This window comes from Bradyrhizobium sp. AUGA SZCCT0431 (genome assembly GCF_018131065.1).
In the GTDB taxonomy this organism is placed as follows: Bacteria; Pseudomonadota; Alphaproteobacteria; order Rhizobiales; family Xanthobacteraceae; genus Bradyrhizobium.
This window is the reverse complement of record NZ_JAFCLR010000069.1, coordinates 1-24,513: the sequence shown is the minus strand read 5'-3', so window position 1 is coordinate 24,513 and position 24,513 is coordinate 1. Positions and strand designations below refer to the sequence as shown.

20 protein-coding genes are annotated in these 24,513 nt (G+C 63.6%); 13 read left to right on the top strand and 7 right to left on the bottom strand.

Annotated features, from left to right (window positions below; translation table 11 throughout):
- Positions 1-350 precede the first annotated feature (350 nt).
- Positions 351-824 carry a MarR family winged helix-turn-helix transcriptional regulator gene (locus JQ567_RS36860; protein ID WP_249165971.1) on the bottom strand — a complete coding sequence of 158 codons (474 nt, stop codon included), beginning with the start codon at positions 822-824 and terminating at the stop codon, positions 351-353.
- 160 nt (positions 825-984) lie between these two features.
- On the opposite strand from JQ567_RS36860, the gene JQ567_RS36855 reads away from it, so the two are divergent.
- Positions 985-1,932 carry an alpha/beta fold hydrolase gene (locus JQ567_RS36855; RefSeq protein ID WP_212443365.1) on the top strand — a complete coding sequence of 316 codons (948 nt, stop codon included), beginning with the start codon at positions 985-987 and terminating at the stop codon, positions 1,930-1,932.
- Positions 1,933-1,987: 55 nt separating this feature from the next.
- Complete coding sequence (locus JQ567_RS36850; protein WP_212443364.1) at positions 1,988-3,202, top strand: ABC transporter substrate-binding protein; 1,215 nt, start codon at positions 1,988-1,990, stop codon at positions 3,200-3,202.
- A gap of 91 nt (positions 3,203-3,293) precedes the next feature.
- On the opposite strand, the gene JQ567_RS36845 is transcribed toward JQ567_RS36850, so the two are convergent.
- Positions 3,294-6,827 (bottom strand): autotransporter domain-containing protein, encoded by a 3,534-nt coding sequence (locus JQ567_RS36845; RefSeq protein ID WP_212443363.1) that lies wholly within the window; start codon positions 6,825-6,827, stop codon positions 3,294-3,296.
- 242 nt (positions 6,828-7,069) lie between these two features.
- On the opposite strand from JQ567_RS36845, the gene JQ567_RS36840 reads away from it, so the two are divergent.
- Positions 7,070-8,776 (top strand): winged helix-turn-helix domain-containing protein, encoded by a 1,707-nt coding sequence (locus tag JQ567_RS36840; protein ID WP_212443362.1) that lies wholly within the window; start codon positions 7,070-7,072, stop codon positions 8,774-8,776.
- A 235-nt stretch (positions 8,777-9,011) separates the two neighbouring features.
- On the opposite strand, the gene JQ567_RS36835 is transcribed toward JQ567_RS36840, so the two are convergent.
- The gene (locus tag JQ567_RS36835; protein ID WP_212443361.1) at positions 9,012-10,040 is read right to left on the bottom strand and encodes a fatty acid desaturase; all 1,029 of its coding nucleotides are present in this window, start codon (positions 10,038-10,040) and stop codon (positions 9,012-9,014) included.
- A gap of 332 nt (positions 10,041-10,372) precedes the next feature.
- Between JQ567_RS36835 and ykgO the strand changes: the two genes are divergently transcribed.
- From ykgO to JQ567_RS36820, 3 genes are all read left to right on the top strand, one after another.
- Entirely contained in the window at positions 10,373-10,498 is a 126-nt protein-coding gene (ykgO, locus tag JQ567_RS36830; RefSeq protein WP_002718645.1) for a type B 50S ribosomal protein L36, read from the top strand.
- Positions 10,499-10,590: 92 nt separating this feature from the next.
- Positions 10,591-11,250 carry a tetratricopeptide repeat protein gene (locus tag JQ567_RS36825; RefSeq protein WP_212443360.1) on the top strand — a complete coding sequence of 220 codons (660 nt, stop codon included), beginning with the start codon at positions 10,591-10,593 and terminating at the stop codon, positions 11,248-11,250.
- A 109-nt stretch (positions 11,251-11,359) separates the two neighbouring features.
- Positions 11,360-11,635 carry a hypothetical protein gene (locus JQ567_RS36820; RefSeq protein ID WP_212443359.1) on the top strand — a complete coding sequence of 92 codons (276 nt, stop codon included), beginning with the start codon at positions 11,360-11,362 and terminating at the stop codon, positions 11,633-11,635.
- An 89-nt stretch (positions 11,636-11,724) separates the two neighbouring features.
- Here JQ567_RS36820 and JQ567_RS36815 read toward each other — a convergent pair whose 3' ends face one another.
- A complete protein-coding gene (locus JQ567_RS36815) occupies positions 11,725-11,904 on the bottom strand; it encodes a hypothetical protein (RefSeq protein ID WP_212443358.1) in 180 nt (59 codons plus the stop codon).
- 265 nt (positions 11,905-12,169) lie between these two features.
- Between JQ567_RS36815 and JQ567_RS36810 the strand changes: the two genes are divergently transcribed.
- A complete protein-coding gene (locus JQ567_RS36810) occupies positions 12,170-13,132 on the top strand; it encodes an alpha/beta fold hydrolase (RefSeq protein ID WP_212443357.1) in 963 nt (320 codons plus the stop codon).
- A 167-nt stretch (positions 13,133-13,299) separates the two neighbouring features.
- Here the strand turns inward: JQ567_RS36810 and JQ567_RS36805 are convergent, their stop codons facing one another.
- Entirely contained in the window at positions 13,300-13,692 is a 393-nt protein-coding gene (locus JQ567_RS36805) for a cytochrome c family protein (protein WP_212443356.1), read from the bottom strand.
- Positions 13,693-13,918: 226 nt separating this feature from the next.
- Between JQ567_RS36805 and JQ567_RS36800 the strand changes: the two genes are divergently transcribed.
- From JQ567_RS36800 to glcF, 3 genes are read left to right on the top strand one after another with little or no spacing between them, the layout of a single operon-like run.
- Positions 13,919-15,412, top strand: a complete 1,494-nt coding sequence (locus JQ567_RS36800; RefSeq protein WP_212443355.1) for an FAD-linked oxidase C-terminal domain-containing protein — start codon at positions 13,919-13,921, stop codon at positions 15,410-15,412.
- A gap of 11 nt (positions 15,413-15,423) precedes the next feature.
- Entirely contained in the window at positions 15,424-16,662 is a 1,239-nt protein-coding gene (locus JQ567_RS36795; RefSeq protein WP_212443354.1) for an FAD-binding protein, read from the top strand.
- The gene (gene glcF, locus JQ567_RS36790; protein ID WP_212443353.1) at positions 16,659-18,005 is read left to right on the top strand and encodes a glycolate oxidase subunit GlcF; all 1,347 of its coding nucleotides are present in this window, start codon (positions 16,659-16,661) and stop codon (positions 18,003-18,005) included. Before JQ567_RS36795 ends, glcF begins: the two co-directional genes overlap by 4 nt.
- Here the strand turns inward: glcF and JQ567_RS36785 are convergent.
- The gene (locus tag JQ567_RS36785) at positions 18,002-18,448 is read right to left on the bottom strand and encodes a hypothetical protein (RefSeq protein ID WP_212443352.1); all 447 of its coding nucleotides are present in this window, start codon (positions 18,446-18,448) and stop codon (positions 18,002-18,004) included. The genes glcF and JQ567_RS36785 overlap by 4 nt on opposite strands.
- A 422-nt stretch (positions 18,449-18,870) precedes the next feature.
- On the opposite strand from JQ567_RS36785, the gene JQ567_RS36780 reads away from it, so the two are divergent.
- Positions 18,871-19,920, top strand: a complete 1,050-nt coding sequence (locus tag JQ567_RS36780; protein ID WP_212443351.1) for a TorF family putative porin — start codon at positions 18,871-18,873, stop codon at positions 19,918-19,920.
- 99 nt (positions 19,921-20,019) lie between these two features.
- Positions 20,020-20,502 (top strand): HPP family protein, encoded by a 483-nt coding sequence (locus JQ567_RS36775; protein ID WP_312017523.1) that lies wholly within the window; start codon positions 20,020-20,022, stop codon positions 20,500-20,502.
- A gap of 18 nt (positions 20,503-20,520) precedes the next feature.
- Here the strand turns inward: JQ567_RS36775 and JQ567_RS36770 are convergent, their stop codons facing one another.
- Entirely contained in the window at positions 20,521-22,266 is a 1,746-nt protein-coding gene (locus JQ567_RS36770; protein ID WP_212443350.1) for an ABC transporter ATP-binding protein/permease, read from the bottom strand.
- A gap of 301 nt (positions 22,267-22,567) precedes the next feature.
- On the opposite strand from JQ567_RS36770, the gene JQ567_RS36765 reads away from it, so the two are divergent.
- A complete protein-coding gene (locus tag JQ567_RS36765; protein WP_212443349.1) occupies positions 22,568-24,232 on the top strand; it encodes an L-lactate permease in 1,665 nt (554 codons plus the stop codon).
- The last annotated feature ends 281 nt before the right edge of the window (positions 24,233-24,513 follow it).

Here is a 24,513-nt window from a genome sequence, read left to right as displayed (position 1 = left end):
CAATGAAATCATCAAGGCATTCGGGCAATAGCGTCCACTGCCCACGATCCGCCTGCTCAACGAAGCGCCGCATCAGCTTCCCCCGCAGAATCACGAGAGAATCATAGCAAAGCAGCGGCGTTTTCACACAGCCAGGGTCATTTGCGGAAGTCAACGCCTGCATTGGCGAGGTCCGCTCTGCTCCCAAAAACGGACGTCATCGGTTCGGCGGTCCGCGGCTGCGCGTCCGCGTTTCCGGCGAAGTGGATCCCGGTTCGCGTCGAGAAAACGCGTCAAATCAAGAATCTAGAGCCCCGTTCCGATTCAATCGAAACGGAAAAGGCTCTGGGGTGATGCACCAGCGCGCCACCTCACAATTCACCGAGCGCCGCCCAGAGCGGCACATGGCCGGCGAGCTTGTCGAGCAGGCGTTCGAACGCCTTGCGCTCCGGCTGCGTGAGGCACGCAAGCATCGTATGCTCGCGCTCGCGCAACGCCGGTATGTACTGCGCATAGAGCGCGCGGCCGGCCGGTGTGATGAACAGGATTTGGCGCCGGTTGTCGGTGCTGTCGGCTTCGCGGCGCAACAGTTTTTTCTTCTCGAGCGCGATGATCCCGCGGCTGATATTCGCCTTGAGGTGGCCGGAATACTCGCAGATGTCGCTCGCGGTCACGCCCTCGCGAAAATTCAGGAAGATCAGCGTGACGATCTCGGGGCGCGTCAGGCCGAACTCCATTTCGATCTTCCGGAATGAAGGCTCGCGGTAGAAGTTCAGCACGTAACCCATCTTGTAGGCGATCTTGATCTCGGTGCCGCCGAGGACGTCGGCGATCTCGCCGGCCATGCCCCGATGCGCGGTGCGGGCCGGTGCGGCCTTCGGTCTAGATAGTCTTATATGTGACTTTTTTAGTCTCATCTGTGACTTTCGCCTTGCATCAGAATCGGTGCCACCTTAGCATTGCCGGACAACAAGAAAGATCAATGCGAGCGACAGGGAGGGTGGCATGGACGCCGTGCCGGCCCAGCGAGAATTCATGCCTTGGTCATGGGACAATGCGCCGCCTGCCTTCTACGCGGGAACTGCAGCCCATCCCATCTATGTCGATCACGTCCGTCCGGCTCAGCGCGTGCCGGGCAAGCCGCCCGTCGTCATGGTGCATGGGGGCGGCCATACCGGCGCCTGCTATCTGGCGACGCCGGACTTGCGGCCGGGCTGGGCGCCATGCTTCGCCGCCGCGGGCCGCAGCGTCTTCGTGCCTGACTGGCCGGGCCACGGCCGCTCGCCGATGGGGCCGGACTTTGCAAGGCTTGGCACGCAAGACGTCGCAAGCGCGCTGCTCGGACTTCTGGAACGGGTCGGGCCCGCGGTGCTGCTGGCGCATTCGGCCAGCGGACCGATGGCGTGGTGGATGGTGGAGCAGCGCCCCGATCTGGTGCTGGCCGTCGTCGCCATCGCGCCGGGACCGCCCGCGAACCTGCTCGCAGACCTGCCCGACGATCCCACAGCCATTCTGAAGCTGCGCGACGACGCCCGCGCGGGCTGCCCGGTCTATTCCGGAGAGGAGAGCCCCGTGTGGTTCGGCGCCGAATTCGCCGCCGCCTATTGGGCCAACGCGCCGCGCTTTCCGCGCCCAGCCTTCGAGAACTACCGCCGTTCGATCGTCCCGGAGAGCGCGCGCATCCTCAACGAGCGATTCAACATCGGCGGACGCGGCTTGCGGATCAGCGATCCTTCCAGCCTGAAAGGGCATCGGATTCTGATCGTGACCGGCGATCACGACGCGCGCCATCCCCGCGAGGTGGACGAGGCGACCGCCTTCTATCTCGGCGCGGAGTTCGTATGGCTGCCGGAGCGCGGCATCCGCGGCAACGGTCACATGATGATGATCGAGGACAACAGCGACGAACTCGCCGCGATGGTTCTCGGCTGGCTCGACGCCAACAATTGCTGACGCAAGACCACCAAAAAAAGACCACCAGAAAACGCATACGGGAAGGAAATCCAAGATGAGGCTGAAGGTACTCGGCGTTGCACTCCTGACCGCATTGCTGCCGGCCGCGGCACAGGCCCAGATCAGCGGCGATGTCGTCAAGCTCGGCGTTCTCACCGATCTTGCCGGCGTGACGGCCGATATCACCGGCAAGGGGTCGGTTGCCGCCGCCGAGATGGCGGTCGAGGAAATCGGCGGCACCGTGCTCGGCAAGCCCGTGCAGGTGATCTCGGCGGACCATCAGCACAAGGCCGACATCGGCCTCTCGATCGCGCGACGCTGGTTTGACGTGGAGGGCGTCGATGCGATCGTCGACGTGCCGAACTCGGGCGTCGCGCTCGCGGTGCAGAATGCGTCGCGCGAGAAGAAGCGGATCGCGCTTTATTCCGGCGCCGGCACCACGGCGCTCACCAACGAACAGTGCTCGCCTTACGGATTCCACTGGACCTACGACACCTACGCGGTGTCGCACGGGACCGCCTCGGCGGTCGTGAAGGCGGGCGGAACGTCCTGGTTTATCCTCGCCTCGGACTATGCATTCGGGCACCAGCTCCAGGCCGATGCGACCAAAGTGATCGAAGCCGCCGGCGGCAAGGTCGTGGGCGCCTTGCGCCATCCGCTCAACACGGCGGATTTTTCTTCCTTTCTGCTTCGCGCGCAGTCCTCCGGCGCGAAGGTCATCGGCATCGCCAACGCGGGCAATGACACCACCAACACGATGAAGCAGGCCGGAGAGTTCGGACTTGTGCAGGGCGGTCAGAACCTCGCCGCGCTGATCTTCTTCCTTCAGGACGTCCATGCCCTCGGATTGAAGGCGACACAGGGCACCTATCTCACCACCGCCTCCTACTGGGACGCGAATGAAGCGACGCGCAGCTGGTCAAAGGCGTTCATGGCACGGACCGGGATGATGCCCTCGATGCTGCATGCCGGCGTCTACGGCGCGGTTCGCCACTATCTCAAGGCGGTCGCCAAGGCCGGCTCCGACGATGCCGATAAGGTCGCCGCCGAGATGCGCAAGATTCCGGTCGAGGACGTCTTCTCGGAGAACGCGCAGATCCGCGACGATGGCCGCGTCACGCGCACGATGTATCTGGCGCGGGTGAAGAAGCCTGAGCAATCCCGCTATTCGTGGGACTATTTCGAGATCGTTCGCTCGATTCCGCCCGAGGAGACGGTGTGGCCGCTGTCCGAGAGCAAGTGCGCGCTGGTCAGGAGCCCGACCCGCTGAAGCCTTCATTTTTGCTCGCGCGAACACATCAATCGCATGGGCGGGCGGCCTGCGAAGTCCGCCATGAGCGGACATAACCGGGTTCTCTGCTTCACCACGCGTATTTGACGCTGCCCTTGGCGGCGTAGCCCGCGGTGGTGCGGGAAAACTCGCCATCGAAATGGCCGGCGGCCGACCAGCCATTGTGCCATTTCATTTCGGCGCCGAGCGAGGCCAGCGCGGCGTTGGCCGAAGGCTGTGCGCCGTTCACGGTGAAGGTGGCACCGGGCAGCGTCTGGAAGGTCGAGGTGGCGCTGCGGTCGGTGTTCCAGTCGTGGGCCCACGCGGCCCTGGCCTTGAGCGTGAAGACGCCGCCCTGCACCAGCATCGCCTTGTCGAATTTCGCACCGAGCTCGCTGCGCGTCGCGGTGACGGTCTTGGAGTCGTAGTTGAGCGCGAAGGTGTTGCTGCCGGAGGTCGCGGTCTCGCTATAGCTTGGTAGATAGAACGTGGTGGCCTGCAACGCCGCGTAGGGCGTGATGCCGGCCATGGGCGTGGCATAACGCCAGCCGCCTTCGAGACGCGTGGCCACCGCCTGCGCTTGGAACGAGGCGTGCAGTTTATCGATGCCCGCGATCGTCACGGTACGGTCGGTGCTGGTGTCCTGCCAGGAATATCCGAGCAAGCCGGCCACGTAAGCCGCGCCCCAAACATGCTTGGCATAGGCCGCCGCGTTGAAGGCGTCGGCGCGTCCGCCGCCAAAACCATTGGCGATATCGAAGCTCGAGCCGGCGCCGCCGAGCGCAAAACCTGCCTGGGTGTCCGGCGTGAAATGATAGAGGGCGCCGGCGACGGCACCGACGACGCGGCTGGTCGTGGTATTGGTGCCCGCGGCCGTGTCGCCATTGACGCGGCTGTTGCCGCCATAGGCCGAGGCCCACACATTCCAGCGCTGCTCGAGCGATGGCGCACGCCGGTCGCGCGGCGTCACGGCGGCGTAGGCCTCTTTCGCTTCGCGCGAGACGTTGCGCCTGGCGGCATAGGCATTCGCGTTATCGTATTCCTGTGCGAAGCCTGTCGCGCCACCCTGGCCGGGACCGTCACCGAAGGCGCCATCGAACACACCATTGATGAACTGCCCGGTGGCGGTGAAGCCGGCCTGCGCGGTCGAGGCGCCGGGCTGGCCGGATGCCTGGCCGAGCGCATTGCCCAGTTGCGTGCCGCTCATGTTGAGCAGCGCGTCGAAGCCGGCCGGCGGGGTTGCGCCGCGCTCGACCGCGGCGTTGATGGCGCCCGCCACGCTTGACTGGTTGGCGCTTGCACCTTGCGGCAGCACGATCGTGCCGGGGTCGAGCACGAGAAAGACGTTATTCGTGTCGTAGGTCAAATGCGGATTGCGCGCGCCGGGCGCGAAGCTGCCGCTTGTCGTGATGCCGGCGAACTGCGTGCCGCCAAGTCCGCCGGTGGCATTGAGGATGGTGTAGGTCTGGCCCCTGAAGCTGCCGGGCACGGCGATGGCCTGCACGGTGGCGCCGGTCAGCGTCGCGATGCCGGTGACGTTGGTGCGGTCAGCCGCGCTCCGCGAGACCTCGACGGCATATGTCGCGCCGCCGTTGAAGGTCAGGTTGCCGCTGACGGTGAGCGTGCCGATCGAATTGCCGGCCGCAAGCCTGCCGCCGCTGGCGATCGTCGTCGCCCCGACGATGCCGGTGCCACCCAGCGTGCCGCCGCTGTTCACCGTGACGCCGCTCGACGCGGCAATGCTGCCGTTCACCGCCAGCGTGCCGCCGTTCACTTCTGTCGCGCCGCTATAGGTGTTGGTGCCCGACAGCGTCAGCGTGCCGGTGCCGGTCTTGATCAGCGATGTCCCGGTGGCAATCCCGGTGCCGGTGAGCACGCCGGTGACGTTGGTCGACAGATTGTTGCCGCCAACCGTCAGTTCTGCGCCGTTGAGGTCGAAGCGCCCGTTGCCGGCGAGCGAGCCGGCGCTGATCCTGCCGTCGCTGGCCGGGCCGGGGGTGAAAAAATTGATGACGGCGCCGGGCGCGGTGTTGATCAGCTGCGCGTTGCCGGCCGTCGAGTTTCCGTCGAACAGCACGTTGCCGCTGTTCGTGATGGTGGCGTTGCCGGCCGTGGTGTTGGAGTAGAACGTCAACTGGTTGGTGTTGGTGATGGTGGCATTGCCCGCCGTGCTATCGGCGCTGAACGTCAACAGACCGTTATTGGTGATGGTGGCGTTCTCGGCGGAACTGCTGTCGTTGAAACCCATGCCGCCGGTGTTGTTGTTGGTGATTCTGGCGGTGCCGGCCTTGCTGCTGCCGAAGAAAGCGGTGGAGACGTTGTTGACGATGCTGGCGCCGCCAGCCGTGCTGGAGTCGTTGAAAAACAAGGTGTCGGTGTTGGTGATTTTGGCGTTGCCGGCCGAGCTGCTGTTGTTGAAATACAGGTTGCCGCTGCTGGTGATGGTGGCAGCGCCGGCGGTGCTGGTGTTGTTGAAATTCACGTCGCCGTTGCTGGTGATGCTGGCGCTGCCGGCCTTGCTGCTGTCGTTGAAATTCACGTTGCCGCTGCTGGTGATAGTGGCAGCGCCGGCCGTGCTGGAGTTGTTGAAATGCATGACGCCGGTGTTGGTGATACCAGCGCTGGCAGCCGAGGCGCTGTCGCTGAAACTCAGGCCGCCGCTGTTGGTGATGGTGGCAGCGCCGGCGTTGCTGTTGTTGTAGAAAAACATATCATGGCTGTTGGTGATGTTGGCTGTGCCGGCCGTGCTGTCGTCGCTGAACTGCATTAAATTGCTGGTGGTGATGCTGGCGCTGCCAGCCGTGCCGGAGTGGTTGAAGAACAAATTTCCGGAATTGGTGATGCTGGCGCTGCCGGCCTTGCTGTTATCGTAGAAATACATGCTGCCATTGTTGGCGATGGTGGCGCTGCCGGCCGTGCTGCTGAAGGTGAAATTCAGGGTGCCGCTGTTGGTGATGCTGGCGCTGCCGGCCGTGCTGCTGTTTTCGAAACTCAGGGTGCCGCTGTTGGTGATGCTGGCGCTACCGGCCGTGCTGGAGTCGAAGAACTTTAGGCCGTTGATGTTGTCGGTGTTGTTGATGTTGGCATTGCCGGCCGTGCTGGTGTTGCTGAATAGCATGAAATGGTTGTTGGTGATGCTGGCGCTGCCAGCCGTGCTGGAGTCTTTGAAATACACACTAGAGTTGTTGGTGATGGTGGCGCTGCCGGCCATGCTGTCGTTGTTGAAAAACACGGCGCCGGAGTTGTTGGTGATGCTGGCGCCGCCGGCCGTGCTGCTGTTGTAGAATTCCACGAAGAAGAAGTTGCTGGTGATGGCGGCGCTGCCGCCATTGATGACGATGCCGGCGCCGGTGAACTGGAGAGTGTAGCTGGTCGTGAAGCTGTAGGCCGAAGAGAGGGTCGTGAAGGTCCAGCCGCCAACGGTGGTGGCCGCGGAGAGCGTCAGGGCGGTGGTGCCGGACTGGCCGAAGGACGCCGTGCCGGTCGGCACCGTGCCGGTGTCCCAGTTGGTGCCGGTGTTGAAGTCGCCGCTGCCGGGTGCGAAGTTCCACGTGGCGTCCTGCGCCGCCGCCGGCAACGCCGATGCCAGGCACAACCCCGACGACGCCAGCAGGACGGTCCGCAACCGGCGGACGGTGTCCGCTGGCCTTTTGAAGTTCCCCAAAACCATAGCCCCTCGTCCCGCGCTGCGAGTTCCGTCGCAACGGCCCCAATATTGTTGTCGTCGAGGGTGCCTCGCAGGCAGTGTCTGTGTCCTGACGCGGGGCGGGTGCTTTTCTGACCCTTTTCTGACATTCGCGTTGTGTTTGCGGTCTGGTGAGCATTTCTGATATTTGCTGCCGCATCAGACGTCCCGGGGGAGGCACGGTGCTCCGTTTTGCTGGCTTTGAACTGGATCGGGCGCGAATCGAGCTGCGCGGGCCCGACGGCGAAGCCATCAAGCTTCGACCGCAAACCTTCGCGATGTTGACGCTGTTTACCGCCAACGCCGGACGCGCCCTCAGCAAGCTGGAGTTGATGGAGGCGGTCTGGCCGAACGTCCATGTCGGCGACGACAGCCTGTTCAAGTGCATTCGCGAGTTGAGAACGGCGCTCGGTGACGATCGGCGGCAATTGATCAAGCTGGTTCCCGGCCACGGCTACAGGCTCGACGCCCAAGTGACGAGCGAGCCCGTGACGAGCGAACCCGCCGGCGGCGCGGTTGCCGCTGACGCCGACAGCGCGGAACCGGTCGCCAACGCGGCGGCTGAGGCTGAGCTCGCGAAAACACGATGGCCTCGCTTTGTCCGGCGCGGCCCGGCAGCGCTCGCCGCCGTCGCGGTGCTCGGCGCCGCGTTCGGCTTTGCCATCGCGGCGCCGATGTTTGGCCCCGGCCTCTTCAAATCCAGACCGCCGGCCATCGCCGTCATGCCGATCACCGGCTCCGAAGCCGACACCGTCCCGACGGCGGCGGCCGTTAGGATCCGCCTCGCTGACGGACTGGCGAAGATCGAGAATATCCGCGTCGTGATGCCGGAAGCGGGCACCGATTCGCCCCAGACGGCCTCGGCGCGCGCGGCGCAAGCGGACTTCATATTGAGCAGCGAATTGCAGAACACCGGCCCGACATGGGAACTGCGCGCCCGCCTGACCCGGACCGCAACCCAGGAAGTGGTCTGGTCGGCGCCGGTTTCGGTCGCGATCGGCGAGACGGACCTGGCCTTGCAGCAATCGCGGCTCGCGGCGGGCCTTGGCCATCTGCTCGCGGGACGCCTCAATGAGCTGATGCAGGCGCGCCCACCGGTCCCCGCCGACGGCGCGGCAAAGGGCGTGGTCGAGCAGGCCACCGCCCAGATCAACCAGACCAGCAAGGAGCGTTTCGCGGCGGCGCAGAGCATGCTGGAAAAAGCGCTCGGCGATCATCCCGACAATGTGGACATCCAGGTCGCGCTCGCCGCGCTGCAACTGCGCGGCATCCAGATGGTCTGGTACAGCCCGGCGGACGCCGCGGCGGCGGAGAAGAATGCCAAGGCGATGCTGGAGCGCGCGCTGCGAAGCAGGCCCAGCTCTATTCCGGTGCTCGAAGCCTATTGCCGCTTCCTCAACGCGACCAATGAATTTGTCGAAAGCCTGGTGGTGTGCGCCAGGGCATTGGCGTTCGACCCCTGGAACGGAATGGCGTTGTACCACATGGGCCTCGGGCAACTTCCGCTTGGCCGGTTCGAGGACGCGCTGGCGACCTTCAAGCAAGCCGACCGGTTCGATACGCCGCTGGTGTCGCGCTGGACCTGGCTGCTCGGCGCGGGTGTGAGCTACCTGATGATGGGCCGCGACGAAGAAGCGTTGCCCTGGCTGGAGCGATCCATCGCCATCACGCCGGCATCCGGGCGTCCGCTCTTTCTGCTGGCCGCGGCGTACCAGCGACTGGGCCGGTCGGACGAGGCGAAAGCGGCCATAGCCCAGGGGCACGCCCTGCGGCCCGGTACGACGGCGAGCAACCTCGGAATCCCGACCAAGAATACCAGCCCCGCTTATATCGAAGCCCGCAATCGGATCAGACAGGCGCTGATGGCGGCGGGATTGTCGGAACGCTAGTTTGATTGTCGGAATTCTTTGGCCTGCAACCGCGCCAACAGCGGATTGGCATGGCCATGAGCAGTTCAAATTGCGGAATGCTATATTCGTGCCGGTGATTTGCCCGACGTGTCAAAGTGTTTTTCGCGGCAAATATCCATCCCAGCGACCCCTTTCTTTTCAAGGGGTTCCTTTCTTTGCATGGGGTTGTTTTCGATATTTTTGTTGGGAGCACAAGCCGCGTTGAGTGGAATGTCTACTCGGCCGGAACGCCCGTCGAGCCGCGCGTGGTCAGCTTGCTTCCCGCTGGCTGCTTTGCGAGATGCTTGCTCGGCGGCACCACGTCGGTCGCCAATCCGAGCCACGCCAAAAAGCGAATGGTGAGCCAGGTATTGTCCATCTCCCACCAGCGGTGACCGTGGCGCGCCGAGCGCGGGTCGGCGTGGTGGTTGTTGTGCCAGCCTTCGCCGTTCGAGATCAGGCCGACGATCATGTTGTTGCGGCTGTCCTCGTCGGTCTCGTAGTTGCGGTAGCCCCAGACATGCGTCACCGAATTGACCGCCCAGGTGATGTGCCAGACCAGCACCGTGCGCACGAAGACGCCGAACAGCAGAATGCTGAGCCCGGTGTGGGCCGCATCGGCCGGCGCCGCGCCGAACAGCCAGGCCATCGCGAAGCCGGCGGCGAAGAACAGCGGCATCTGGATCAGGTTGATCCAGACCAGCCAGTTGTGGCGTTCGAGCGCGACATAGAAGCGGTCGCGCAAAATGTCCTTGGCGTAGCGTTCGTAGATCCCGAGCCGCGACAGCTCCGGCTGATGCACCAGGATCCAGCCGATATGGGCCCAGAAGAAACTTGCCAGCGGGCTGTGCGGGTCCGGCTGCTGGTCGGCGAATTGATGATGCCGGCGGTGGATCGCGACCCAGCGCGCCGGCGTTTCCTGCAGGCAGGACATCGCGATGACCACCATCGCGTGCTCCAGCCATTTCGGGCATTTCAGGCCGCGATGGGTGAGCAGCCGGTGGTAGCAAAGGTTGATGCCAAACAGCCCGCACAGATGCGTGCCCACGATCGCGACGATCAGGCCGCTCCAGCTGAAATAGCCTGGTAGCAACGCCAGCAGTGCCAAGGCGTGGTAGGCGCCGATCCCCAGAATGTAGGGCCAGTTGAGCTGATACGGCAGCACGCCGGCCGGCAGCAGCAGCCTGGCGCTTGGGGGCAGGTTAATCGAGGCGTCAGGGGTCAGTACCGCAGTCTTGATGGTCGGCCGGGGAGCGGTCGTCATAAGGAGGTTAGTTCCATTCTGCGGGGAGGCGTCGTCGGCGACGCAAGCGAGCGATTCCTCTTATACGGGTTCGCCCTGGCACCGGGGCCAAAATCTGAGGCTAATTGACGCTGGATTCTCGAGAAAAATGGCTGGAGAATCAGCTGACTAGCGGCCCCCCGAGGCAGGTGGGCCGGATTTCGCTGGGTTGATTGACATTCTCCCCTGCGATGGCTTAGAAACCGCCCCGTCCCGGGCGGTATGACCGCTGGCGGGAAAAATCTCATTTTGCCACTTTCGGGTAGCGCAGGTTCGGCCTCCATCACGGCCTTTCAACGCATCAGGATTGTCCCATGAAGGTCCGTAACTCGCTGAAATCGTTGCGCGGTCGCCATCGCAACAACCGTCTGGTCCGCCGCAAGGGCCGGGTCTACGTGATCAACAAGGTGCAGCGCCGCTTCAAGGCCCGTCAGGGCTGAGGTCGGCTTTTCGCCCGCGATTCCGTCCCGCTTCACAGGTCTTTGACGACGTGCTGCTTTGCAGCGCGTTTTTGTGCGTCTAGACTTGCTCCATGGCTTTGAGATTCCTGCAACCCCACACCTGCCGGATCGCGATCCTTGTCGCCGCTGTCATGACAGCCGTGCCGGTGATGGCGTTTGCCCAGAACGATCCCCGGATCATCCCGCCGCCCAAGCAACAGAAGAAGCTGCCGGAAGCGCCGAGCAAACTGCCGAAGGTCGGCGCCGATCGGACGCGCGGTCTGGATTTCCTGTTCGGCGCGCTGAAGGCTGCGCCCGACGAGGCCAGCGCCAAGCATGTCGAGGCGCGGATCTGGGCGCTGTGGATGCAGACCCCGAGCGATACCGCGGCGCTGTTGATGGTGCGCGCCAAGGCGGCCATGGACGCGCAGAAGGCCGACGTCGCACTCAAGCTGCTGGATGCCGTGGTCAAGCTGCGACCCGATTATGTCGAAGCCTGGAATAGGCGTGCGACGCTTTACTATCTGAAGAACGATTACGCCCATTCGCTCGAGGACATAAGGCAGGTGCTGGTCCGCGAACCGCGCCATTTCGGGGCGCTGGCCGGGCTCGGCATGATCATGCAGGACCTCGGCGAGGAAAAGCGCGCGCTGGAAGCCTTCCGCAAGGCGCTCGCGGTCAATCCGTACCTCGAAAAGGTGCCGGAACTGGTCAAGACGCTGACCGAAAAGGTCGAGGGCCGCGATATCTGATTCAATCAGAAGCGCTGTGCTCCGTCGCGGTTAACCCTGTTTCCGGACAGGCCGGAACGTTTCCCGCCAACGCATTATTATCGGCCGTCAGCTTGTCAGGAGCGAAGCCATGAAATCATTGCTGCTTGCCGGCGCGGTGATGGTCACTGCCGGCACGAGCGCTTTCGGCGCAGACTATTGGGTGGTCGGCGACCGCGCGTCCAACAAATGCGATATCGTCACCAGCAATCCGGTGATCAACGCGCAGGTTGGCGGAAATATCTGGTTCGGCAGCGGACCCTATCGATCGCTCGACGATGCCAAACTCGCACGCACGACCCTCAGCGCTTGCCCGAAGCTAGAACAGCCTTCCTCCGGTGCGGGGAATGGGGACAAGTCGGACTAAACAAGTCTGACCAGATCAGGCTGAGGCGTTTTCAAGCCAAGCAGGCCCTCGGACTTGATCCGGGGGTGGATACCGGTTCGCGTAACGTCCTAGTGCAGCACGTTGCTGCCGCGCGCCATGCCGTCGAGGCCTGCCGCCGCATAGAACTGAGCCAGCTCGGCTTCCAGCTGTTCATTGACCAGCAGCAGCGCCTTCAGCGCGCCGCGCATGTCGCCGTTGCAGGTCGCTACGATCTGGTCGATGGCCGCTTCATTTGCGTCGGAAATCATGGGCAGTCCTCCGATTGTACCGTGGAACAATTTGTGGTCTTCGCCTGCGTTCCTGTGGATTTTGGGTACAAGTTTCAGGTGTCGGCCACACCTCGATCAAACACGTCGACACATGGCGAAAGTGTTAGCGTGACTGTATAAAAAGCCCAATGACGGCAGTATGACCCCGCTATCCACAGGGTTGGGCGGACTGTGGAGAACTCCCGAAACCCGCATCCATTCCGGCCGTATCTCGTTGGTGCCAAAGATCATTCGGACATTTTCAATGGTGATAGCGATCGTCGTGGCGGCGCTGGCGATGCTGGCGTTGGTCACGCAGGGTGGGGTGTGGCTGACGCAGCGGGCCCATCCCGCCCAGGGCAGGCTGGTCGAGGTTACCGGCGCGACCCTTCATACTGTCGATATCGGCCCGCGCGATTCGGCCAGCCCTCCAATCGTGATGCTGCATGGCGCCAGTTCAAATTTCGAGGTGATGCGGCAGCCGGTGGGTGAGCGGCTTGCGAAGAGCCATCGGGTCATCCTGATCGATCGTCCCGGCCACGGCTGGAGCACGCGCGCCAATCTTGAGGACTCAACGCCCGAAATTCAGGGACGGATGATTGACGAGGCGCTGGCCAAGCTCGGTGTCGGGCGTGCGATCTTCGTGGTGCATTCCTGGGCGGGCGCGCTCGGCGCGTGCATGGCGCTGGATTATCCGGAGCGCGTCGCCGGCATGGTGATGTTGGCGCCGGTGGCCTATCCGTGGCCGGGCGGCGTCGGACGCTACAACAAGATCGTCGCGACGCCCGTGATCGGCCCGTTGCTGGCCTATACGATTACGCTGCCGCTGGGCAAACTCCTCATCAATTCCGGCGTCCGCGGCGTGTTCCTGCCGCAAGCGGTCCCGGATGGATATGTCGAAAACACCGCAAGCGCGTTGCTGCTGCGCCCGCGCGAGTTTCTCGCCAATGCGCGCGATCTGGTGACGCTGAAGGCGGCCGTCGCCGAGCAGTCGCCGCGCTATGCCAGTATCAAAGCGCCGATCACGATCATATCAGGCGATATCGACAAGACGGTGTCGACCAACATCCATTCGCGGCCGCTGGCGGCTACTGCGCCCAACGCCAAATTGATCGTGCTGCCCGGCCTCGGTCACATGGTGCAGAACGCGGTGCCTGATCTCGTAATCTCCGAGATCGAAGCGATGATAAGCAGAATGGCGCAGAGCACCGCGGCCGCAGCGAACTAAAGCGTTTTTGAGCGAAGCATGCAGCGTTTTTGAGCGAAGCATGCCCTGGGACCTGATCCGGGGGCGGATAGTGGTTCGCGTCGAGAAAACGCGTCAAACCAGAAGCGGGCGCTTCGGCTCTGATTCGATCAGAACCGAAGCTCTGCAATCGCGATACTGGACAGCCGCTACTTGGTCTTGCCGTCCTTGTCGTATTGCGTAAGGAACGCCCAGAGGTCGCCCGCCTCTTTCTCGTTCTTGATGCCGGCGAACACCATCTTGGTGCCGGGAATCTTCGCCTTCGGCTCCTTGATGTATTCGAGGAACACATCCTTGCTCCAGGTAATGCCGGAATTCTTGTTGGCCTCCGAATAGGAGTAGCCTGCCGTGGTGCCGGACTTGCGGCCGTCGAGCCCGTTCAGCTCCGGCCCGACCTTGTTCTTGGCGCCTTCGCCGATCGCATGGCAGGCCATGCATTTGTTGAACGAGGATTTGCCGGCGGTGACGTCCTGCGCCAGCGCGCCCGACACGGCCATCAATGAGGTGACAACAACCAGCGTACCCAAGATCGGTGTTTTCATGTGGTGCTCTTCGTCTCTTTCCCTAGAGGTCGATTGCTTTTGGCAGGCTCGTTCCGATTGGACAAGCCACGAAACTTTGACAGGTTCCGGCATCGCGGGCTTGCCCGAGAGCGAACTCACGATTTGGGGAACGCAATCCGACATTGGTGTGGCCTACCCAAATGCGCCCAGACGTGCTTGATTTACCGCGACAAATCGATAACGCGCTAGGCCCTGGAGGAAACGCATGGCCATTATGATGCCGGCTTCCGATCAGGCCGTTCTGGATCGCCGCGACGCCATTGTGGCCGCCTTGCGGGGGATCGTGCCGGGTGAGGGCGTGATCGACAGCGCAGCCGAAATGCTCCCCTACGAGTCCGACGGCCTGATGGCCTATCGGCAGCCGCCGATGGTCGTGGTGCTGCCCGACACGACAGCGCAGGTCTCCAAAGTCCTGAAATATTGCTTCGAACAGGGCATCAAGGTGGTGCCGCGCGGCTCTGGCACATCGCTGTCCGGCGGCGCGCTGCCGCTGGCCGATGGCGTGCTGCTGGGCCTCGGCAAATTCAAGCGGATCCGCGAGATCGATTTCGACAACCGCGTGGTGGTGACCGAACCCGGCGTGACCAATCTCGCCATCAGCCAGGCGGTGGCGCATGCCGGCTTCTATTATGCGCCCGATCCCTCGTCGCAGATCGCCTGCTCGATCGGCGGCAATGTCGCGGAAAATTCCGGCGGCGTGCACTGCCTGAAATACGGCATGACCACCAATAATGTGCTGGGCTGCGAGATCGTGCTGATGTCAGGGGAAATCCTGCGCATCGGCGGCAAGTCGGCCGAGAACGCAGGCTACGACCTGATGGGGATCATCACCGGCTCCGAGGGCCTGCTGGGCGTCATCACCGAGGTCACGGTGCGGATCCTGCAGAAGCCGGAAACCGCCCGCGCGCTGATGGTCGGCTTCGCCGAGGTCGAGGCTGCCGGCGAATGCGTCGCCCGCATCATCGGCGCCGGCATCATCCCGGGCGGCATGGAGATGATGGACAAACCGGCGATCCACGCCGCCGAAACCTTCGTCCATGCCGGCTACCCGCTCGATGTCGAGGCGCTCCTGATCATCGAACTCGATGGTCCCGGCGTCGAAGTCGATGAACTGATCGGCCGCGTCGAGGCCATCGCCAAAGGCTGCGGCTCCACCACGCTGCAGATCTCCACGTCGGAAGCCGAGCGCAACCTGTTCTGGGCCGGCCGCAAGGCGGCGTTTCCGGCCGTGGGCCGGATTTCGCCTGATTATCTCTGCATGGACGGCACCATTCCGCGCGGCGCACTGCCCAAGGCGCTGGCGCGCATCCGCGACCTCTCGGCCAAATACGATCTGCGCGTCGCCAATGTGTTTCATGCCGGCGACGGCAATCTGCATCCTTTGATCCTCTACGATGCCAACCAGCCCGGCGAGATGGAGCGGGCCGAGGCGTTCGGCGCCGATATCCTGCGCTGCTGCGTCGAACTCGGCGGCGTGCTCACCGGCGAGCACGGCGTTGGCATCGAGAAACGCGATCTGATGCCGGAAATGTTCAGCGAGATCGACCTCAACCAGCAGCAGCGGCTGAAATGCGCGTTCGACGCCCAGGGCCTGCTCAATCCCGGCAAGGTGTTTCCGACCCTGCACCGCTGCGCCGAACTTGGCCGCGTGCACGTGCACGGCGGCCGGCTGGCATTTCCCGAACTTCCCCGATTTTGAAGCAGGCGCAGGTGGACACCCCAAGAGTACGTGACGCCAAGGACGTCGAGCAGGTGGTGCGGGCAGCGATCGCCAGCGAGCAGCCGCTGGAGATCATCGGCCATGGATCCCGGCGCCTGGTCGGCCAGCCGATGGCGACCAACGCCGTGCTCGAACTGTCGGCGCTGAACGCAGTCACCGCGTATGAGCCGAACGAGCTGATTGTCACGGTGCAGGCGGGCGCGCCGCTTGCCGATGTGCTGTCGCTGATCGACAGCAAGAACCAGCAATTCGCGTTCGAACCGATGGACACCTCGGCGCTGCTCGGTGTCTCCGGCGCCGGCACCATCGGCGGCATGATCGGCGCTGGCCTCGCCGGCCCGCGCCGCATCAGGGCCGGCGGCGCCCGCGACCACCTTTTGGGGGCGCATGCGGTGTCCGGCTTCGGCGACAGTTTCAAAACCGGCGGGCGGGTGGTGAAGAACGTCACCGGTTACGATCTCTGCAAATTGCTGGCGGGGTCGTGGGGCACGCTGGCGGTCATGACGGAAGTGACGTTGAAGGTGATGCCGAAACCCGAAAGCGAACGCACGCTGGTGCTGCGCGGGCTCGACGATGTCAGCGCCAACCGGGCGATGACGGCGGCACTGGGCTCGCCCTACGACGTGTCGGGTGCGGCGCATCTGCCGAATTCGGCGTTCCGGCCCGCGGCCGGCGCATTGGCCGGGCTCGGAGCGCCAGGGCAGGCGGCGACCCTGCTGCGGCTGGAAGGCATCGCGGCTTCCGCCGCCGACCGCGCCAGCTCGCTCGGCAAGACGCTGGCGCCGTTCGGCGCCGTGGAGGTGCTGCATGACGCTGTTTCGGCCGCGATCTGGAGTTCGATCCGCGATGTGCTGCCGTTTGCGGCCCAAGGCGCGCTGGGGGCGTGGCCGGTGTGGCGGATCGTGTGTCCGCCGGCGATCGGCGGCGCGCTCGGCCAGCAGCTTTCGCGCGACACCGGCGGCGACGTGATCTACGATTGGGGCGGCGGCCTGATCTGGGCGGCGTTGCCGCCCAAGCTTGACGCCCAGGCGGCCCTGCTGCGGGCGCGCGTCGATGCCGCCGGCGGCCATGCGATGCTGGTCCGGGCGTCCGAACTGGTGCGGCGCAATGTCGACGTGTTCCATCCGCAATCCGGCGGCGTGGCCGCCTTGAGCGAGCGCGTCCGCCTGAGCTTCGATCCCAAGAACATCCTCAACCGGGGCCGCTTGCTGCGGGCGGTCGCGACATGAAAACCGAATTCTCACTCGCCCAACTGGCCGATCCTGACATCGCTGAAGCCGACAAGATCCTGCGCGCCTGTGTGCATTGCGGGTTCTGCACTGCGACCTGTCCGACTTATGTGCTGCTCGGCGACGAACTCGATAGCCCGCGTGGCCGGATCTATCTCATCAAGGAGATGCTGGAGAAGGACCGGCCGCCGACCAAGGAGGTGGTCAAGCATATCGACCGCTGCCTGTCCTGCCTCGCCTGCATGACGACCTGCCCGTCGGGCGTGAACTACATGCACCTGGTCGATCAGGCGCGGGTCAGGATCGAGCGGGATTATTCCAGGCCGCTGGGCGAGCGGGCCTTGCGTGCGGTGCTGGCCTTTGTGCTGCCGCGGCCGGGTCTGTTCCGCGCCAGCATGATCATGGCGCGGCTGGGCCGGCCGTTCGCTGGCCTGTTGCCGACACCGAAGACCGCATCGGCGACGCCCACCTTGTTGCGACGGATCAAGGCGATGCTGGCGCTCGCGCCCGGCAGCCTGCCGGCGCCGGGACCTGCCGCCGGCAGCGTTTTCCCGGCCATTGGCGACAGGCGGGGCCGGGTCGCGCTGCTACAGGGCTGTGCCCAGCAGGTGCTGGCGCCGCGCATCAACCAGGCCGCCATCAATCTCCTGACGCGCCACGGCATCGAGGTGGTGCTGGTTAGGGACGAACAATGCTGCGGCGCGCTCACCCATCACCTCGGGCAGGACGGCGACGCACTGGCGCGCGCCCGCGCCAACGTCACGGTCTGGCAAAGCGAAGCGGAACAAGGTGGCCTCGACGCCATCCTGGTGACGGCGTCGGGCTGCGGCACGGTCATCAAGGACTATGGTTTCATGCTGCGCGAGGACCGCGAATTCGCCGGCCCCGCTGCACGAATATCCGCGCTGACAAAGGATATCACCGAGTATCTCGCCGGCATCGATCTGCATCCATCGAGCCAGCAAGGCGACGTCACCATCGCCTATCACTCGGCTTGTTCGCTGCAGCACGGACAGAAAATCACGCACGCGCCGAAAGAATTGCTTTCCAAGAATGGATTCGTGGTGAAAGATGTACCCGAGAGCCATTTGTGTTGCGGTTCGGCGGGGACCTACAACATTCTCCAGCCTGACATTGCGAGCAGATTGCGCGATCGCAAGATCGCCAATATTGCGACAGTCAAACCGGACATGATCGCTGCGGGCAATATTGGGTGCATGGTGCAGATTGCCGGCGGTACGTCAGTTCCTGTGGTGCACACGATTGAGCTTCTCGATTGGGCGACAGGAGGTCCAAAACCTGAATTGAAGGGACCTGGACTGACAAGGCCGGCATCGAACTAATCGATCGGCCGACTATTCGAGCGCTCGACTGACACGACCAGCGGCAACAGGAGGACCACGATGGCTAAAGCGAAGAAGAGCAAGAAAAGCAAGAAGGCTAAAAAGGCCAAGAAGGCGGTAGCGGCGAAGAAGAAATCTGCGAAGAAGTCGTCGAAGAAGGCCGCCAAGAAGTCGGCAAAGAAATCGGCCAAGAAGGCTTCGAAGAAGAGCGCAAAGAAATCCGCCAAGAAGGCAGCGCCCAAGAAGGCTGCCAAGAAGGCCGCCAAGAAAGCCGTGGCGAAGAGCCCGGCGAAGAAAAAGAAAGCCGCCGCCAAGCCTGCTGCGCCCAAGCCGGCAGCCCCGGTGGCGGCTCCGGCGCCAGAGCCCGAAGCTGCGCCCGCTCCGAGCTGGGCAACGCCGAGTTCGGAGTCATCGACCCCGTCATGGGGCTCCGGCTCGTCCAATGGCGGCGATCAGCACTAGCTCGTCCGCGGCCCGTCAAGGTTGATCTATCGGAAGGCCGCAGCGTCCACCGCTGCGGCTTTTTCCTTGCGGCCGGGCGCTGATCAATTTCACCACGGATTTCTACGGAGGCTGTTGATTCGGCCGCTGTTCAGGCAAGCGGGCAGCTGACCCTTGTTTTGCCGGTTCCAGATGTCGCCTAACGGACACGAAGACCGCCAAACTTGTGGTGGGAATGCAACACCCGCAGACAACATTTTCCGAAACAGGCAGAACGCCTAAAAAGGCGGCAGATGATTGTCTTTTTTGCTTCACGCCCATGACAGTAGGTCCCAGATTGCAGTTGAGTTTGGTTGCAGTCGGTTATCGCTTGCCCTGGGGGGCCACCGGAACGGGACTGTTCTAGAAGGTGATGGGGATCGTCATGAAGAAACTGGCTTTGTTAGCAACGGCGCTGGCAATAGTATCGGCTCCGGCTCTCGCGGCAGACTTGCGCGTCAAGGCTGTGAAGGCCCCACCGCCGGTCGCGTTCGATCCTTGGGATCTGGCCTTCGGCAGCTCGCTCGCCAGCAACTACGTCTTCCGCGGTATCACGCAATCCAACCACAAGCCCTCGGTCTCGGCCTACTTCGAGCCGCGTTACAACGTGACCAAGGACCTGCAGCTCTATGTCGGCGCTGCCGGCGCGAGCATTTCGTTCCCCAACCGCGCTGCGGCTGAAATCGACATCTACGGTGGTATCCGTCCGACCTTCGGCATGTTCGCCTTCGACTTCGGTGTGTGGGGCTACCTCTATCCGGGTGGGCAGTGCTTTAACTCTGCCGCAATTCCCGGTTCGGGCATTCCCGGATCGGACGCGAGCTGCGCCGCCAGCCCGTTCGGCAATTCCGATCCCGTCACCGGCGGCCTTCCGATCAACGGCAACTTCGCCAAGAAGAACGCCAGCTTTTATGAAGGCTTTGCCAAGGTCAACATCACCCTCAACGACCAGTTCTCGGTTGGCCTGAACGAGTACTATTCGCCGAACTTCCTGAACCTCGGTGCCTGGGGCAACTACGCGTCGATCACCGGCAAGTGGACTGCGCCCTCGACCACCTTCGGCGCCAGCGGTGTCGGCATGTACATCTCCGGCGAATTCGGCCGGCAGTGGCTCGGAACCTCGGACTCCTTCTACGGCACGACCATTGCCAGCCCGCTCGGCGGCGGACCGTTCCCGAACGGCATTCCCGAGCCAAGCTACAACACCTGGAACGTCGGCATCGGCTTCACCTACAAGGTCTTCACGCTGGACCTGCGCTACTCCGACACCAGCCTTTCCAAGGGTGATTGCAACGCCTTCACCAGCGATCACACCGCTCGGTTCGACGGCAGCTTCACGCCCATCAACCCGGGTGGTTTCGGCTCCGGCTGGTGCGGCGCGACCGGTATCGCCAAGCTCTCGGCTGACCTGACTGCGATGACCAACCTGAAGTAAGATCTTCTTCTCGAAGATGCGGGGGGCGGCAGAGCGATCTGCCGCCCCTTTGCGTTTGGGGTGGCTCCGGTGAAATGGGATTGGCGGCACACGGCAGATGTGAGGAATTCCCGCCACGGCCACCGCAATGTTCTGGCGGGGATGGTCGCGGGCCTCGGCGGCGCGCTCGCGATCGGCGCCATGGAGTGGTTCTCGGTCGTCGCGCAATATCCGCTGGCGGTCATTCCGTTCGCGACCTCGATCGTACTGGTGATCGGATCGCCGGAAGCGGAGCCGGCGCAGCCGCGCGCGCTGATCGGCGGCCATGTCGTCAGCGCTCTGGTCGGCCTCGCCGTGCTGAAGTTGCTGGGCCCGCATGCCTGGGCCGCGGCCGCTGCGGTCGGCCTGTCCATTCTTGCGATGTATGTGACCGGTACTTTTCATCCGCCGGCGGGGATCAATCCGCTGCTGGTGGTTTCCGGCAATCTGCCCTGGACGTTCTTGTTCGTGCCGGTGCTGGCGGGCGCGGCGCTGCTGGCCGCGTTCGCGCTGGTCTGGCATCGCTGGGTCCGCCGCCAGCCCTGGCCGCGGCGCTGGCTGTAGTCCGGGACGGCTATCAGGCTACGCCGGCTGGGCGTTGACCGCTTCCCGCAACGTGAACCGGTCGCCGTCGCGGACCATGGCGACGTGGCGCTGGTGGAAGGCCTCGAGCGTCGAGCGGTGGCCGATCGAGACGATGGTGGTTTGCGGCAGTTTCGAGCCGAGCAAATTGTACAGCGCAGCTTCCGAGGGTTCGTCGAGCGAGGCGGTCGCCTCGTCGAGGAACAAATATTGCGGCGCGTGCAACAGGGCGCGCGCCACCCCCAGGCGCTGCTGCTCGCCAAGCGAGAGCATCCGGTTCCAGTGCGATTCCTCTTCCAGCCGCCCGGCAAGCTTGGGCAGGCCGACCTGCGTGAGCGCTTCCCTGACCCGATCGGCGCTGAAGGTTTCGGTTGCGCCGGGATAGGCGATCGCCCCATGCAGCGATCCGATCGGAAAGTAAGGCCGCTGCGGCAGCATCATGACAGACGCGCCGGCCGGAATGGCGATCGAGCCGCTGCCGAACGGCCAGATGCCGGCGATGGCCCGGAACAGGGTCGACTTGCCGGAGCCCGACGGGCCGGTGAGCAGCGTACGTTCGCCGCCGCGAAGGCTTAAGGCATCGGCCGAGACCAGCGGCGTGCCGTTGGGCAGACGCAGCGTGAGCTCGCGCAGGTCGATCGCCGTGCCGCCCTGAGATGCGACGAGGTCGATCGATTCGCTCGATTTCTCCAGCGCCGTGGCGCTCGCGATGGCTGCTTCAAACCCGTCGAGACGGGCGACGATGGCGCGCCAGTCGGCCAGCGTGCGGTAGATCGTGACGAAGATCGACAGCGCCGACTGCACGCTGCCGAACGCGGACGCTGTCTGGGTCAGGCCGCCAAGCTGGACCTTCTTTTCGAAGAAGGCCGGTGCCACCAGGATGTATGGAAAGATCACCGCGGCCTGCGAATAGCTCGCGGTGAACGTGGTCAGCCGCTTGGTCCGGCTCATGATGCCGTACCAGTTTTCGATCACATGGTGGAAACGCGCCCAAAGCCCCAGGCGCTCCGCGCGCTCGCCCTGCAACAGCGCAATCTGCTCGGAGTTCTCCCGTGCCCGAACCAGGTTGAAGCGGAAATCGGCCTCGAATTGCTGCTGCTTGAAATCAAGCCGCACCAATGGCGAGCCGATCCATTGCGTCAGCGCCGTGCCGAGGACGGCATAGATCAGCGCGCCCCAGACCAGGTAGCCCGGGATGGCGTATTCCTTGCCGAACAGGTGCAAGGGGGCTGCTGCCGACAGCCCCCACAGGATGATGACGAAGGAAAGCAGCGTCACCACCGAGTTCAAGAGGCTCAGCCCGATATCCAGCGTCCGCTCGACGAACAGCCTGACGTCATCGGCAATGCGCTGGTCCGGATTGTCGGCGGCGTCGCCCTGCAATTGCATGCGGTAGTGTTTGGCGCCGTGCATCCATTCGCCGAGATAGTGCCGGGTCAGCCAGCGCCGCCAGCGAATCTGCAGCCATTGATTGAGGTAGAGCTGGTAGACGGCAAGCACGACGGCGCACGTCGCCAGCAAACAAAAGACGCCGATCTCCCTGACGAAGACGTCCCAATTGTATTCCTGCAGCGCGTTGAAGAAGCGATTCTGCCACTGGTTCACGAGGACGTCGATCGCGACCAGCGCCAGTTGGATCGTGATCACGGCAGCGAGCAGCGCGCGGCCGGCCCATTTGTCCTCGGAACGGAAGTAGGGAGCGGCGATCCGCCATACGGTCGCGAGCGTCGAGCGGATGCTGTTCACAGATTGTCGTCTCCGGGAAGCGGCCTTAAAGGCTTGAAAGAACAGAAGAATCAGGGTTGCTGGACTAAAGTAGCAGATTTTGTAGCCTGCGGCGGGTTGTCGCAGCTACCGGGTTGACCCTAGCATGGCTGTCATGGCGAGGGGCGGGGGACCTCTGGACTTCGCGAGGTTGTGAGGGGGGTCGGCGGCTGCCGAACCCGCAGCCGATCTCGCGGATGAGAGCAACGTTTCCGCAGGCGCCAGGCACACCAGACCGTCCACACGGCCGGGTGCCCAATAATAATCCGGGGAGAATCCGAACATGTGGGATCAAGTCTATAATCCACTCGACAACGCGACATTGTCGACGCTTGCCGCCGCCGTGCCGGTGGTCACGCTCCTGGTGCTGATCGCCAGCGGCAAGGTCAAGGCGCACATCGCGGCCATCATTGCGTTGATCGTCGCCAACATCGTCACCATTGCCATCTACCATATGCCCGCGGGCATGTCGGTGCGGGCATCGCTGCTCGGCGTGGTGGTCGGCTTCTTCCCGATTGGCTGGATCGTCCTCAACGTCATTTTCCTCTACCGCATTACGGTCGAGACCGGCCGCTTCGAATTGTTGAAGCGCGCCATCGGCGGGGTCACCAACGACCGTCGCCTGCAATTGCTCTTGATCGCATTCGCCTTCGGCGCATTTTTCGAGGGCGCGTCCGGTTTCGGCACGCCGGTTGCGATCACAGGCGCGGTTCTGATCGGGCTCGGCTTCTCGCCGCTGGCAGCCTCCGGCCTGTCGCTGATCGCCAACACCGCACCCGTTGCCTATGGCGCGCTGGGCACGCCGATCCAGGGGCTGGCCTCGGTCACCGGCCTCGATCCCTATATTCTCGGCGCGATGGTCGGCCGGCAATTGCCGCTGTTCTCGCTGATCGTGCCGTTCTGGGTGGTGTGGGCCTTTGCCGGCTGGAAAGGCATGAAAGACGTATGGTCGGCGATTCTGGTCACCGGCGTCTCGTTCGCGATCCCGCAATTCGTGATCTCGAACTACATCAACCCCTGGATCGTCGACATCGGCGCTTCGCTGATTTCGATGGGATGCCTGATCCTGTTCCTGAAAGTGTGGCAGCCCAAGGAGCTTTGGTTGTCGCCCGCCTTGCGCGGCAAGGATGAATCGGCCGCGACCATGACGACGCCGAAGCCGATGGACAAGACGCCGCTCACGCAAAGCGAATTGTGGAGCGCGCTGCTGCCATGGATCATCGTCTGTGTGGTGATGCTGATCTGGGGCAATGGCGGGTTCAAGAGTTGGGCGAACGCCAGCTTCGTCTGGAAATATCAGGTCCCCGAACTGCACAACCTGATCAACAAGGTGCCACCGGTCGCCGCCAGGCCGACACCGGAAGCCGCGCTGTTCGACTTCACCTATCTGTCGTTCACCGGCACCGGCATGCTGATCGCCGCGATCATTTCCGGTTTCCTGATGAGCTTCTCGCCGGCGAAGATGATTGCGGAATACGGCCGCACCATCAAACTGTGCGCGATCTCGCTGATCACGATCTCGGCGATGCTGGCGATCGGCACGCTGACGCGGCTGTCCGGCGTCGATGCCACGCTCGGTCTCGCCTTCGCGGCAACCGGCGTGCTCTATCCCTTCTTCGGCACCTTGCTCGGCTGGTTGGGCGTGGCGCTGACGGGATCGGACACCGCCTCCAACGTGCTGTTCGGCAATCTGCAGAAGATCACGTCCGAGCAGCTGGGCCTGTCGCCGATCCTGATGGCCGCCGCCAATTCCTCCGGCGGCGTCATGGGCAAGATGATCGACGCGCAATCGATCGTCGTCGCCTCGACGGCGACCAGCTGGTACGGCCACGAAGGCTCGATCCTTCGTTATGTCTTCCTGCATTCGATCGTGCTGGCGTGCCTGGTCGGCGGGCTGGTAACACTGCAGGCTTACGTCTATCCGTTCACGTTGATGGTCCTGCAGTAACTGAACGTACGGAGAAGGTGTCGTCCCTCGCGAAAGCGGGGGATCCAGTACGCCGCGGCTTCTCGGTTCTTTCATCGGCGTCTCTGGAATACTGGGTCACCCGCCCCCCGTGCGCAATTGCGCACTCGGGCGGGTGACGACAACTGAACGCGCATTAGCATTCCCGCGACGCGATGCGCCCGAGCTTTGCCAGAAATTCCATGCCCCCGAAATGAGAGGGCGCAGGGAAGACCGGGTGCGCGCTGCACCCGCGGTCTCGCGTGCGGTTTGCACAAAACAAA

Coding starts and splice junctions, on each gene's coding strand:
- JQ567_RS36860 (WP_249165971.1), bottom strand. CDS start 824: ATGGCCGGCGAGATCGCCGACGTCCTCGGCGGCACCGAGATCAAGATC.
- JQ567_RS36855 (WP_212443365.1), top strand. CDS start 985: ATGGACGCCGTGCCGGCCCAGCGAGAATTCATGCCTTGGTCATGGGAC.
- JQ567_RS36850 (WP_212443364.1), top strand. CDS start 1,988: ATGAGGCTGAAGGTACTCGGCGTTGCACTCCTGACCGCATTGCTGCCG.
- JQ567_RS36835 (WP_212443361.1), bottom strand. CDS start 10,040: ATGACGACCGCTCCCCGGCCGACCATCAAGACTGCGGTACTGACCCCT.
- ykgO (WP_002718645.1), top strand. CDS start 10,373: ATGAAGGTCCGTAACTCGCTGAAATCGTTGCGCGGTCGCCATCGCAAC.
- JQ567_RS36825 (WP_212443360.1), top strand. CDS start 10,591: ATGGCTTTGAGATTCCTGCAACCCCACACCTGCCGGATCGCGATCCTT.
- JQ567_RS36820 (WP_212443359.1), top strand. CDS start 11,360: ATGAAATCATTGCTGCTTGCCGGCGCGGTGATGGTCACTGCCGGCACG.
- JQ567_RS36815 (WP_212443358.1), bottom strand. CDS start 11,904: ATGATTTCCGACGCAAATGAAGCGGCCATCGACCAGATCGTAGCGACC.
- JQ567_RS36810 (WP_212443357.1), top strand. CDS start 12,170: ATGGTGATAGCGATCGTCGTGGCGGCGCTGGCGATGCTGGCGTTGGTC.
- JQ567_RS36805 (WP_212443356.1), bottom strand. CDS start 13,692: ATGAAAACACCGATCTTGGGTACGCTGGTTGTTGTCACCTCATTGATG.
- JQ567_RS36800 (WP_212443355.1), top strand. CDS start 13,919: ATGGCCATTATGATGCCGGCTTCCGATCAGGCCGTTCTGGATCGCCGC.
- glcF (WP_212443353.1), top strand. CDS start 16,659: ATGAAAACCGAATTCTCACTCGCCCAACTGGCCGATCCTGACATCGCT.
- JQ567_RS36780 (WP_212443351.1), top strand. CDS start 18,871: ATGAAGAAACTGGCTTTGTTAGCAACGGCGCTGGCAATAGTATCGGCT.
- JQ567_RS36765 (WP_212443349.1), top strand. CDS start 22,568: ATGTGGGATCAAGTCTATAATCCACTCGACAACGCGACATTGTCGACG.